Annotated in this window: 14 protein-coding genes; 5 read left to right on the top strand and 9 right to left on the bottom strand. The window is 40.3% G+C overall.

The window, feature by feature from the left end; genetic code table 11:
• Window positions 1-344: 344 nt before the first annotated feature.
• The 5 genes from CDG79_RS36215 to CDG79_RS36200 all read right to left on the bottom strand — a co-directional run bounded on the left by CDG79_RS36215 (window position 345) and on the right by CDG79_RS36200 (window position 2,913).
• Window positions 345-731 carry a helix-turn-helix domain-containing protein gene (locus CDG79_RS36215; protein WP_094346406.1) on the bottom strand — a complete coding sequence of 129 codons (387 nt, stop codon included), beginning with the start codon at window positions 729-731 and terminating at the stop codon, window positions 345-347.
• Entirely contained in the window at window positions 732-1,133 is a 402-nt protein-coding gene (locus CDG79_RS44450; protein ID WP_223278553.1) for a hypothetical protein, read from the bottom strand. It abuts the gene before it with no gap.
• Window positions 1,134-1,213: 80 nt separating this feature from the next.
• Window positions 1,214-1,453: a hypothetical protein gene (locus CDG79_RS44445; protein WP_223278552.1), complete on the bottom strand. Its 240-nt coding sequence runs from the start codon at window positions 1,451-1,453 to the stop codon at window positions 1,214-1,216.
• Window positions 1,454-1,486: 33 nt separating this feature from the next.
• Window positions 1,487-2,167 (bottom strand): uracil-DNA glycosylase, encoded by a 681-nt coding sequence (locus CDG79_RS36205; RefSeq protein WP_094346405.1) that lies wholly within the window; start codon window positions 2,165-2,167, stop codon window positions 1,487-1,489.
• A 329-nt stretch (window positions 2,168-2,496) separates the two neighbouring features.
• Window positions 2,497-2,913 (bottom strand): hypothetical protein, encoded by a 417-nt coding sequence (locus CDG79_RS36200; RefSeq protein ID WP_094346404.1) that lies wholly within the window; start codon window positions 2,911-2,913, stop codon window positions 2,497-2,499.
• 519 nt (window positions 2,914-3,432) lie between these two features.
• Between CDG79_RS36200 and CDG79_RS36195 the strand changes: the two genes are divergently transcribed.
• The gene (locus CDG79_RS36195; RefSeq protein WP_094346403.1) at window positions 3,433-3,630 is read left to right on the top strand and encodes a DUF2811 domain-containing protein; all 198 of its coding nucleotides are present in this window, start codon (window positions 3,433-3,435) and stop codon (window positions 3,628-3,630) included.
• 107 nt (window positions 3,631-3,737) lie between these two features.
• Here the strand turns inward: CDG79_RS36195 and recD2 are convergent, their stop codons facing one another.
• From recD2 to CDG79_RS36180, 3 genes are all read right to left on the bottom strand, one after another.
• The gene (gene recD2 / locus CDG79_RS36190; protein ID WP_094346402.1) at window positions 3,738-5,972 is read right to left on the bottom strand and encodes an SF1B family DNA helicase RecD2; all 2,235 of its coding nucleotides are present in this window, start codon (window positions 5,970-5,972) and stop codon (window positions 3,738-3,740) included.
• Window positions 5,973-6,280: 308 nt separating this feature from the next.
• Window positions 6,281-7,249 (bottom strand): ParB/RepB/Spo0J family partition protein, encoded by a 969-nt coding sequence (locus CDG79_RS36185; RefSeq protein ID WP_094346401.1) that lies wholly within the window; start codon window positions 7,247-7,249, stop codon window positions 6,281-6,283.
• Window positions 7,246-8,019, bottom strand: a complete 774-nt coding sequence (locus tag CDG79_RS36180; RefSeq protein ID WP_094346400.1) for a ParA family protein — start codon at window positions 8,017-8,019, stop codon at window positions 7,246-7,248. The genes CDG79_RS36185 and CDG79_RS36180 overlap by 4 nt, the downstream gene beginning before the upstream one ends.
• Window positions 8,020-8,312: 293 nt before the next feature.
• Here CDG79_RS36180 and CDG79_RS43065 point away from each other — a divergent pair, with 293 nt between their 5' ends.
• The 4 genes from CDG79_RS43065 (at window position 8,313) to CDG79_RS36165 (ending at window position 10,711) form a co-directional block, all read left to right on the top strand.
• Window positions 8,313-8,489, top strand: coding sequence for a hypothetical protein (locus tag CDG79_RS43065; protein ID WP_189525253.1), 177 nt, complete (start codon window positions 8,313-8,315; stop codon window positions 8,487-8,489).
• Window positions 8,490-8,769: 280 nt separating this feature from the next.
• Window positions 8,770-9,042: a hypothetical protein gene (locus tag CDG79_RS36175; protein WP_094346399.1), complete on the top strand. Its 273-nt coding sequence runs from the start codon at window positions 8,770-8,772 to the stop codon at window positions 9,040-9,042.
• A gap of 416 nt (window positions 9,043-9,458) precedes the next feature.
• The gene (locus tag CDG79_RS36170) at window positions 9,459-10,418 is read left to right on the top strand and encodes a ParM/StbA family protein (protein ID WP_094346398.1); all 960 of its coding nucleotides are present in this window, start codon (window positions 9,459-9,461) and stop codon (window positions 10,416-10,418) included.
• 8 nt (window positions 10,419-10,426) lie between these two features.
• Window positions 10,427-10,711: a hypothetical protein gene (locus CDG79_RS36165; protein ID WP_094346397.1), complete on the top strand. Its 285-nt coding sequence runs from the start codon at window positions 10,427-10,429 to the stop codon at window positions 10,709-10,711.
• A 218-nt stretch (window positions 10,712-10,929) separates the two neighbouring features.
• On the opposite strand, the gene CDG79_RS36160 is transcribed toward CDG79_RS36165, so the two are convergent.
• Entirely contained in the window at window positions 10,930-11,304 is a 375-nt protein-coding gene (locus tag CDG79_RS36160) for a hypothetical protein (protein WP_094346396.1), read from the bottom strand.
• Window positions 11,305-11,502 lie beyond the last annotated feature (198 nt).

Below are 11,502 nucleotides of genomic sequence, written 5' to 3'. Positions count from 1 at the left end.
ACTCATTGTTGCTATTGCATCACTGAATACGTAGAACCAGTATCAAGTCTTCCAAGTAACTCTTAAATTCAGTAAATCAAACCTATAGTACACAAGTTCGTATCTCATTCAAATGCATACCGCTATATTCATTGTCATTAACGCAACTACTTTTTTAATACTAATTGCTCCAATTACTGTAACTTTTGATCCTCTATAAAAGGAATTAAGAGAATAGGCTCTTGTTCCCATTTGTGAGCGGGCATGAGTCCTCGTTAACCCAAGTAGAATACCAGTTTCGTCCAAAAATACTAAATTTTCTGGCTCTATATGTTTGACCTTTTCCCAATAATCTAATCTTAAATTTAGGACTCGCTCTGTGCCTGCTTGGGTACTCCGCTTTGTTTTTTTTTCCGATTTAATCCTAATTTCTGTAACGCACGACACATTGCACTTCGACCTACCCAATTACCAGTCTTGTCTGCGAATAATTCACACAACTCTATCAATGTTGCATCGGGATGTAATTCAACTAATTCTCTTAACTCTATGTCAGCATTTGTTAAATGACTAAATTGTGGCTTTCCTCGCGGCTTTGGTTGTAAATTTCCTTCAACTTTTTGTTGCTTTACAAGCTTTTGCACTAAACTCTTTGAGACGGAAAATATGTTAGCTACTTTCCTGATTGAGATGTTTTTTTGAAGATGTGCTGCAACTATCTTTTCTCGAAGCTCGACAGAGTATGACTTCATTTAAAGGTATTTATATTTTAATTTAGTGTACCTCATAACAGACGCAAGTGCTGTATCAAATAACTCTATAAAAGTCCCAATCGCATCAGGTAGCTTTTTCAAGTTGGCTGGGACAGGTGGTTCAACTAAATCTTCTTCATCTTCCCCTTCTTCAATTGCTATTGAAGCTGCTTTTAACCAAGCCAGATAGAAAACTCGGTAATCTCCTTGCAAAATATCATCACGCAATTGCACTAATTGTGCTAGCCATCCCTCCCCTTCTATCCAATCTCCATATTCTTCGTCCTGGATACTAATATCCACAATTACATAATTTTTGCTACTTGATACAGTAATTTTATCAGCTAAACAATAAGGTTCAAAAACTGATGGAGCAACCACTGTTTTAGGAAAACAAAACATTACAGCGCTTCCGGCTATTATGCAATACAGTTTTCCTCTTGCCCCTTTCCTATCATAGCTTTCAGCTTTGATGATGTACCTCATAGCCGCCGAAAGTGCTGTAATTGTCGCGTTCCCCAATTCGCCATGTATAACATGATGTCGAAACACTTTTCTAGAACTTCCTTGGGTTCACCTCGAAAGTCTCCATAGCTGTAGGTAAAAATTGCGTTTGTTGCACTCAGTTGTACTCGACTAGATAAACTACTTATATATGCTTGTTCTGATGCAGTTAATGGTCGGTCTAATGCCTGGAATTCGTAATACTGGTACTCGCTCATAGTTTTCTTTATCTTTAATAAAGTATTTATTTTTTAAATATTTGGTATTTGCCAATTAATTTCTGATTGTCCATAAGAAATTAATGCAGAATTAATAGCTGAAAATGGCTTACTACCAAAAAAACCATTGTGAGCAGAAAGTGGTGAAGGATGTGCTGATTGAATTATGATATTTTTGTTAGTATCTATCAGCTTTAATTTCTTTTGTGCATCCTTACCCCACAGCACAAAGATCACAGGTGCCGGTTTCTCGCTAATTTTACTAATTACCACATCTGTAAAAGTTTCCCAACCCTTATTTTTATGGGAATTTGCCATGCCTGCTCTGACACTTAGTACTGTATTTAACATCAATATACCCTGTTTAGCCCATGTTACAAGATAGCCATTATTTGGGGTTTCAAATCCAATATCTTGTTTAAGTTCTTTAAATATGTTGCCAAGTGATGGAGGTGGTTTTATCCCTGGTCTTACTGAAAAACATAAACCATGTGCTTGGTTTTCATTGTGATATGGATCTTGTCCCAGCAATACGACTTTTACTTGGTCGTAAGGTGTCAGTTCAAAAGCAGAAAATGTCTCTTCTTTAGCTGGATAGATAGTATAAGATAACCTTTCACTTATTAGAAACTCTTGAAGTTTAGTAAAGTAGGGTTGTTTAAATTCTTCAGCTATTACTCTCTGCCAATCATTAGGAAATTGCAAATTTATCATTCGATGATTATTTAGCGTCCAGACATATTATCCTACATTTCGTAACCCTCAAAAATTCCGTGTTTTTCACAAATAACTAACACTGTGATGCAGTTAGATAATATCTTATAAACCTAGAAACAGAGGCGCTTCTTGCCGATCGTATTTAGCTAGATAATCTCTAATGGTAATTTCAGTAGTGATTCTCACTAATATCCAAGCTAGGATTAATTAGCGGTAAAGGTTGAAACGTATAAGATTCAGACATATTGAGCGATATTGTTACTTTTTTATGAGCCAAACAATTTTATATTTCTATCTCAAAAATCATTAAATCTGTCGAAATTTGATTAATCTAAATACAATGCTGAACTTTGAAATGCTTCTTCTGGTGTTCCATAAAAAGTACCATTATTAAATAAGCTAGGTTCGTATTTTTCATTACTATAGGTATAAAAAGCCTTGGTCCATTTCTCTTCATTCCCTTTGTAGCGTAATCGACACAGATAAATTGGTGTATTCTTGGCTCTCTCTATATATTCAGAGCGTGTTATTTTAAACATTGATAGATCATAACTGTCTGGTAAAAATGGTTCTTTATAAGCATCTATATAACAGAAATATCCCTTAAAACGGACATCAATACGTATGTATTTCCCCGCGTAATGCTTCTCTGCATAGGCTAATATTCGTTGCTTTGTTCTCTGTTTGACTTGCTCCGGGATTTTTACCCCTCCTGAATGTGGATCGTTTACCCATCCTCTCATGATTAGCTCCTTGGGAATACTGAGGCTGATATTACACTGCAACGGCAGAGATTACAAATCTGAACTTTTTGCAATTCTTATCATTACCTCTACTTTTCCTGCCAGATTCCACAGACTTTCCACAGCTATTTCTGCTGTTTTCCACTGTTGTTTTACAAGATAATCGGCTTCTGTTCACCCAATGGGTATTTTGTCATGTCTGTAGCAATCAGTCTGCTTTACTGAGTTATTATTACGTAACGTAAACAAAACCTACTTCTAACCCTAGCTTTCACGTAATTATTTATTTTTTCTATATTTCTCTTTAACATTTTGCAACATTGACAAACTGAGCCAATCAGCACAAAATAAATCGACTAGCCTTTGCCGCCTGTTCCATTTTGAGCATCAACTGTATAAAACTATTCAGTTGTTAGTGCCAGTAGTTCGGCTAGCATTGAATGGGTGAAACTGTACTTGCACTGTATCACCTCTAGCTTGTTGTCCCTATTGATTTGCTTTTTCTGAAGCTTTTATTATATGAACTCAACCCAAAACATCTTTACTACTCTTCCCGAAACACTACATCAATCTCTCAACACCTACTTAGAAAAACATCCTGATTGGGATGAGAATCGGCTTATTACCGCAGCTATCTCTCTGTTTCTGCTGCAAAATGCTGATGGAGATCGCGGTGTTTCCCAAGTTTATCTCGAAACTCTGTTTCGTCGTGGCTAATGTTATTCCCTAGAAGACACGAATGCCGTGTTTACCTAACTGCCGATATTCCATAAGTCATCTCCTTCTGACCTTTTTTGAATCCAAAATTCAAAATTCTGTTTCAGTCATGCCTGAAGTAACCTCTGCTTTAACCTTGTGTAGCGCTTTTGGTCATCGGTAGAGCGCACCGCTAGAGAGATCGCTTTTTTAGCTCCAACCACGATCGCTAACTTCTTGGCACGGGTCAGCCCGGTGTAAAACAGGTTCCGGGTCAACATCATATAGTGCTGCATATAGATTGGCAGAACTATCACCGGATATTCTGAGCCTTGGCTTTTATGTATAGTAACGCTCCAGGCTAAAGTAATTTCGTTAAGATCAGCATAGTCGTAAATCACAGTACGCTCTCCATACTGCACGATTACTTCTTGTTCAACAGTATCAATGTCGGTGATAATTCCCAAATCTCCATTGAAGACTTCACGCTGGTAATCATTCATTTGTTGAATTACGCGATCGCCAACTCGCAGTATCATCCCACCTCTATTAATTTCCACCTTGTCGGGGGTAGGTGGATTAATCAACTGCTGCAATACAGTATTAAGGTTGCGAGTCCCCACCAAGCCCCGCGACATTGGACAAAGTACTTGCACATCAGTGGCCGGATTAAAACCCAATCCGGGGAGCAAATCGGTAATCAACTCGCAGATTGCCTGTACACCATGTTCTGGCTGATGTCCGCCGCCATGCCATAGGCAATCAGACACGGGATTGTCGCAAATTGGCTCAATTGTCGGATAAATTCCTCGGTTAATCTGGTGAGCAGCAGAAATGATTGCACTCTCTTGGGCTTGCCTAAATACCTGGGCCAACCGCACTACTGGCACACGACCAGAATTTATTAAATCAGCAAGTACCTGACCTGCCCCCACTGACGGTAACTGGTCAATATCTCCCACCAACAACAGTTGAGCGCCTTGGGCTACTGCTTTAACCAAGGAATACGCCAGAAACAAATCAAGCATCGAAGCTTCGTCAGCGATAATTGCCGTGTGAGGCAAAGGATTTTCGCTATCGCGCTTGAAACCCCTTGAGCGGGGGTCAAATTCTAACAAGCGATGAATAGTTTTAGCTTCCAACCCAGTCATTTCACCCAAACGTTGAGCAGCGCGTCCAGTGGGTGCAGCTAGGGCAATAGATTTACCCATTGCTTTCCACAGGCTGACAATGGTGTGAGTGGTAAAGGTCTTTCCAACGCCAGGGCCACCAGTGAGGATCATGATTTTGGAATAGGCTGCTGTTTCTACAGCTTGGCGTTGCTGTTGTGAAAGCTGAATTTTACGGCTGGCTGTAAAGCGCTCAATCCAATCACGCACACGCTCAATGTCAGTGCCAACAGGATTTTCCAAGCGTTGGCGTATCAGTTGAGCTAAATTCTGTTCCGTATGAAAGTAAGTCGGTTTGTAGCAAAGTAGGGTTTTATCCTCATCCCACTCTCTAATCAGTTCATCTGTTAGAGCCATGTCTTTGATGATTTGTGCAATTGCTTCTTCTGTGGGCTGATGAGATTCGGTAGTCAGCAGTTTGATTACCGACTCAATCAGTTCGCTTTGTGGCAGGTAACAGTGACCATCTTCGGCGGCTTCACTTAGGCAATGGATAATCCCCGCACGGTAACGAAATTCTGAGTCAGGCGCAATTCCGATATTTCTCGCAATCTTGTCAGCAGTCAGAAAGCCAATACCGTAGATGTCGGCTGCCAACTGGTAAGGATTATGGGTTACTGTAGCGATCGCCTCATCCTTATATTGCTTGTAAATTTTGACTGCGTATGTTGTTGAAACACCGTGCCCTTGCAAAAATACCATTACTTCTTTTATGGCTTTCTGTGTGTCCCAGGCATTTTTAATTAACTTAATCCGCTTTTTGGCAATGCCTTGAACTTCAATGAGCCGGTCAATTTGGTTTTCGATAATGTCCAGGGTTTCTAAACCAAAGTGGGCAACAATGCGTCTTGCTGTTACTGGCCCAACACCTTTTATGAGTCCACTGCCTAAATATTTCTCAATTCCGGTGAGAGTGGCTGGTTTGGTTTCTTGATAATTGATGACTTGGAACTGTGGCCCAAATTGTGGATGGTCACGCCAGAAGCCAATTAGCTGTAGAGTTTGACCTGGTTGAATATTGGCAAAGGAACCAACAATTGTTGTCAGTTCGTTGCTACGGGGACGGGTCAGCCTTGCCACAGTGTAACCCGATTCAGCAGAGTAAAAAGTTAGGCGTTCTACGACTCCGGTGATTGTTTCGTGTTGAGGAAAGGCGCTTACTTGTTGAGGAGAAAGATTAGGAGGAGTGGACATTGCTTATGATCAGATGCCGCACATTATTATAATATTGGAAGTCAACTAATTATAGTACATAAATACTAAGCAAGATGCCCGGTATTAGGAGTTCGGGATAAGATATCCTCGAAACTTTTGATTTATGATTGTTCGATCTGAACCTCTATTTTAGTCTATTCTCAATAAGGCAGATTGTTGAGATTTAACAACTACCGCTCATACTGCAACATTCTACTCAACTACTTGATATAAGGTCACAGTCAATCCCCGAAATATTAGTGGTATAAAATCAAATTTTTTTATCAGTTTTAGCTAATTTATTTTTATCAGTTTGTGAAGTCATTTTTCATCAATACATCCAACTGAGCCAAGAGCTTCTCTAGCTTTGCTTTTTTTTTCGGATCATCCCATACCTTGGACTGCTTAAAACGGCGAAGTGTGTCCTCAACGCGGTCTTTCAGAGATGTTGACTCTGTTTGAGTGCGAGACTCTGATTCCGGCTTCTGCTGAATTTCCGAAATCTTCCGCTTAATTTCGCTCAATGAGAGATTGTAGGCGATCGCGTCTTCTAGTAGTTGAATTCTTGTTTTTTCATTTTTCACTTTAGCGATTGCCCTTGCTTTAGTGTACTCAATTTTTCCCGAACGCAATACTGAAAGCACATCTTGAGGGAGATTGAGTAAAGGCAAGCGATTGCGAACAAATGAATCCCACTTCATCCCTCCTAACGCTGTAAATATTTCCTCAACAAGTAGAGTTTGAGAATTACCCGTAACGTTACGGGTAATTTTTCCTTTAGCTTCGTTTTCCATTTTTTGAAGCAGTTTGACGGTTTCTGACGTACTGATTGACAACCGAAATGCCAATAGTTCAAGGATACCTTCAGTCTCTTCTAGCGGATTGAGGTCTTCGCGTTGCAGGTTTTCAACGAGGCGCACTTGGTACGTAGTCGCATCATCCATTATGCGGACTACTACAGGAACCTCAGTTAAAAGAGCCATCAATGCTGCTTTGTAGCGTCGTTCTCCGGCTACTAATTCATAATCGCCCTCAGAGAGCGGACGCACTAACAGAGGTTCGAGAATACCCAATTCTTTGATTGAATGTGATAGTTCTTCAAGCTTCTGCTCATCGAAATAGCGCCTTGGCTGTGAGGAAGGTAGCTTAATTTTGGCAATTGCAATTGTGTTAGTAGCGCTGGCTTGATCATCAGATTGTGACCCAGTTACAGTGCCAAACAGCAGATCGACAGGCTTTTTGATTGCAGCGTAAGGTTCGTTACGTTTGCTACTCACAGTTTTAATTCAAGTTTATCTATGCTATCAGCAATTTTTTTGAGTACACCCACGGCTGGATGGTTTTTATCAAATAATGCTAGTGGGACTCGGCGCTCAGAAGCATCGGCAAAGGCAATAGTTTTTGGAATTGGTGGGTATACAGGAGCTATCTCTGATAGTTGTTCTTGTACAGCTTTAAGTGTACGCGATTCCTGGGCAGTCCGACCATCGAACATTGTAGGAACAAATCCAGCAAATTGCAATCTGGGGTTGGTATGACTGCGGACTTGGGTGATCGTACTGAGTAAAAGTTCAGTTCCCTTAAATGACTTAAATTGACATTGGATAGGAACGAGAATATGAGTAGCAGCAGTGAGGCTGATGATACTGAGTAACCCCAAAGAAGGTGGACAGTCGATAAGAATGAAGTCGTAATTATCTTGCACATTCAAGAGTCCATTTTTTAGGCGATATTCTCTAGCGATCGCACTACTAAGTTGCATTTCACTAGCGGCAAGATTAATGTCAGCAGGGACAAGCGCCATACTATGAATCGGTTCAGGATAGATAGGTAATGGTCTGTTATCAACTATTGTTTGTTGAATACTGATACTCAATTCGTCTGGTTCGAGTCCCATAAATGTAGTGAGAGATGCCTGCGGGTCCATATCCACAAGCAAAACACGACGTTTTTTAAGTGCAAGGTGGTAGCCCAGATTTTGAGTAAGTGTTGTCTTGGCAACCCCACCACTTTGGTTAAATAGTGCAATAATCCGGGTTTGGCTCACTTTAATAAATTGCAGTTATCGCAAAAAGTACTTCTAATACAGGCAGATTGTAGCGCTTGATTAGGGGGAATACAACTCTTAGAGGTTGCAAGATTACTTTCCATTCCATACTGCCTAGAAGTTAGCTGTAGAAGAGTATACAAGTTATCATTTGAATACCGCGAACGCGAATTGTATTTGGTGGCAGCAGAGAGAGTAGATGAACTATAAGCAATTGTCTTAGATGCAGATACACGACCAAAAAGCGACTAACTTCTGCCAGCGTTAAAAAAAATCAGAATCTGATTCTGATAATGCAAAAGTTGAAAATTTTAGCCTTAATAATAACTGTACTAGCGGCGCTCACGCTTAATAGTTGTAGCACTGCTACAACTGAACAGTATGAAGCTACAGCACTCACCAGTTACACCTGGCTTGTTTTGTATGCTAATAACCTAACTAATCAACCACAGCCACGCATTGAAACATGAACGAATACTTCAGTGGTGAATCTGAATCGAGTAAAACCACCAGGAGCAGTTGTTGGGCCAGACAACCGTGGGCTATGGTGGCCTACTTTACCTCCTCGGCCAAGTGTTGATGAAGTTGAACAACGTAAAAAATCTCAAGAAGAGGCAGGCAAACCTGAATTGATGAAAGATGTTCAGTACAAACTGACCAAATTTAAGTCGGAGGTTGGAAGTCGGAAGTCGGAAGTAAAAAATGGTCTGATGCCCCCGAACTCAAATGCGAAAAAGCCAATAAAGAATTTTGCTCTTAAACGCACTCTTCGAGACAAAAAGCGTCCAAGATCAATCTCCTAACTTTAGCTATGGGGTATTACTTCCGACTTCCAACTTCCAACTTCCGACTTCCAACTTCCGACTTCTGACTTCTGGAGTGGGTAATTTACAGAAGACACTACCTACTAATTATGATGTTTATCGGCAAGTAGTAAAAGCTTACCCCCAAAGAACCCCTTTGGAATTAACTTTGGGTGTGAATGATAATTCAGTTGAAAAAGCTGAACCTGTCAGCAAGTAGTAACCCACTCGTTACGTAGTCAGCAAGAAGTTAGAGATTAAGGCTGAATTACTTTTCAACAAAAGATTGGTGGTAAATTATAAATCAAAGAGTCAACAACGATCTAATTTAATTTCTGCTGCGTTGATAAAAAAGATTTCAAAAATGACTATTGGGGGCTATATGGGGGCTATATATACCCCAACAATATCTCAGGACTTTGATGACATTTTGACCCCTATATAGGGTGCATATAGGTGCTAAATGGGGTATGCTTGAATGGTAAATATTTTGTACCCCATTTAGCCCCCAAGGGGTTATGATAAGCTCTTGAGTTGGGAAAATAAGGGGGAAGATATTTTATTCTTCTTTCTCTTGCTCTTGCAGATCACTTGAACAAATAATTTTCACAAATTAAAGTGTATTACTTGGAGCCTATGTCAAACATTCACACCTTACAAAAAATTTTTCCTGCGGGTTTCGACAACGGTTACGGAAGTCTCAAACTTTTAGTCGAAGGGTTTGAAGTAGTTCGTGTCCCCAGCTATATAACCAATGCCGAGATGGAAGATGTTCCAGGGCGTGTAGTTTTTAACGGTAGTGGTTATACAGTTGGAGAGTCCGCTTATCGGACAGGGAATTATTTTGACCGCAACACAGACAATAATGAAAATAAAGTCAACAACGCATTATTAACTTTATTGGGTGCATTGGCACATCTACCACACCGTAAAGCTTGGCACTTAAAATTAGTCGTCAGTTTACATGATGTTGCTCTGGCATCAGAACTACAAAAAGTACTCAATGGAGAATATCAGCCGATACTTGCTGGCAAGCAATCAGACGTAAAAGTAGAAGTGCTGAAAGTTGTACTAGAGGGGATGGGTGCATTATTTGGGCATCCACTGCCAAAAAAATTAACCATTTTAGACTTTGGCAATGGAACAACCCTGTATTCTCGTTACAACCGGGGTCAGCGAGAAGTTCACACTGCTTACCCCATTGGTGTAGAAGTTCTCATCGATGATATCTCCCAAAAGATGAAACATTTAAATGGCGGAAAAATCGGAGATCCATTCAAAATCCGATTTTGTTTGGAAATGGGACATACCAGGTACAGCCGTGACATCGATATCAAAGATATATACAGTGCTTCTTTAAAAGATTGGTATGAAAAATACTTGAAGAAAGTGGTGAATCTGACACTTGATGCCAAGCATCAAGGGGATGAAATCTGGGCGATTGGTGGAGGTTGCCTCTTACCAGGATTTAAGAAGCTGTTGGAGAAGAACGGTTTCAAGATTCTCGACAATCCAGTAGAAGCCAATGTCTTTGGGCTTTTAGAGATGGCAAAAACCATCACCAGCAAGAATCCAACTACTACATCTCTTAAGTGAATATAACTATGGCAGACAAACTTGACTTAACCCCAGAAAAAGTTCGGATCAAAGATAGCTACCGTGAGCGGATATTTGCCGAATCACAGCAACTAGGCAAAAGTTACCTAGAGACGCTTTACTTTATTATTGATTGCTATTTTGCTTTCAGAAAGGGTGCATTTGGGACACAACAAGCTTTCACCCCGATTAATACTGAAGACAACAAACTCCCTTCAAGGACTACAACTTCATTTACAGAGGAGAAAGAAGATTCTGATGGTGAAACATTCAGCCTTGACTTTGATTTATAACTCCCGGTTCGCTCATTTTTTTGGGAGTTCGAGAAATTGCCGAAAACCAGAAAATCTAGGTGTAGTAATGGTTTTAGCCATTCCCCTAAATTTACCTTGAACTACCACCCTGCTCTAAAAACTCTATTTTTATGCGATCGCGCAAAGTCGGGACGAGAGTACATTTGTATTACAGGCTATAACCCCTATTAAATCGTTTAGCTTTTTTCTAACTCAATTTAAAATGGGCGAACCGTGAGTCCTAAGACTGTTTCGATGTTAATTAGAGCATCATTTTCTGAGCCACCCAAGACACTAAGCAAGTCTGCTAATCGATCATCGCTACAATTTTTATCCCGAATTTCCCATCCCGTTGTTCCTTCCAAAATCTGGTGATGCTGCCGTACCCATGATTCCACTGCACAAAGTCTGTGATCTGCCTGAGTCAATATGTAAGTCAATAATAATACCCCTAATTGACCGTAGCTCAAACCCTGACGATTGCCATGTGGTCTGGGTAATTCCTCGTCGAGCAGAAATGGGATCTGCATTTGTGATAACCAATTAATGATCGCTGGAAGATCATCTACTTGCTCTGATGTGGTGCTTTGCAACTGTGACCTAGCCGCCTCAATTATTAGGGAATACCTTTGCAGACTACACTTTCAGGCTGTTATTTGGCTACGCTCTACTTGCTGACGGTTGACTTGAGAAGTTTTATGAATCAACGGTTGCTTGGGAAGTTTGATGATAATTTCTAAATAGTTATCTAAGATAATCGGGTAGAAAATAGCAGTATTCGGGTTATCGCG

The organism is Nostoc sp. 'Peltigera membranacea cyanobiont' 232 (assembly GCF_002245985.1).
Classification (GTDB): Bacteria; Cyanobacteriota; Cyanobacteriia; order Cyanobacteriales; family Nostocaceae; genus Nostoc.
Note: the sequence above shows the minus strand (reverse complement) of the source record. Positions and strands in the feature narration are given on the sequence as shown.

What these genes read in the sequence shown, in the direction of transcription:
- CDG79_RS36200 (WP_094346404.1), bottom strand. Translation starts at nt 2,913, where the DNA reads ATGAGAGGATGGGTAAACGATCCACATTCAGGAGGGGTAAAAATCCCG.
- CDG79_RS36195 (WP_094346403.1), top strand. Translation starts at nt 3,433, where the DNA reads ATGAACTCAACCCAAAACATCTTTACTACTCTTCCCGAAACACTACAT.
- CDG79_RS36205 (WP_094346405.1), bottom strand. Translation starts at nt 2,167, where the DNA reads ATGATAAATTTGCAATTTCCTAATGATTGGCAGAGAGTAATAGCTGAA.
- CDG79_RS36170 (WP_094346398.1), top strand. Translation starts at nt 9,459, where the DNA reads ATGTCAAACATTCACACCTTACAAAAAATTTTTCCTGCGGGTTTCGAC.
- CDG79_RS44445 (WP_223278552.1), bottom strand. Translation starts at nt 1,453, where the DNA reads ATGAGCGAGTACCAGTATTACGAATTCCAGGCATTAGACCGACCATTA.
- CDG79_RS43065 (WP_189525253.1), top strand. Translation starts at nt 8,313, where the DNA reads ATGCAAAAGTTGAAAATTTTAGCCTTAATAATAACTGTACTAGCGGCG.
- CDG79_RS44450 (WP_223278553.1), bottom strand. Translation starts at nt 1,133, where the DNA reads ATGTTTTGTTTTCCTAAAACAGTGGTTGCTCCATCAGTTTTTGAACCT.
- CDG79_RS36165 (WP_094346397.1), top strand. Translation starts at nt 10,427, where the DNA reads ATGGCAGACAAACTTGACTTAACCCCAGAAAAAGTTCGGATCAAAGAT.
- CDG79_RS36215 (WP_094346406.1), bottom strand. Translation starts at nt 731, where the DNA reads ATGAAGTCATACTCTGTCGAGCTTCGAGAAAAGATAGTTGCAGCACAT.
- recD2 (WP_094346402.1), bottom strand. Translation starts at nt 5,972, where the DNA reads ATGTCCACTCCTCCTAATCTTTCTCCTCAACAAGTAAGCGCCTTTCCT.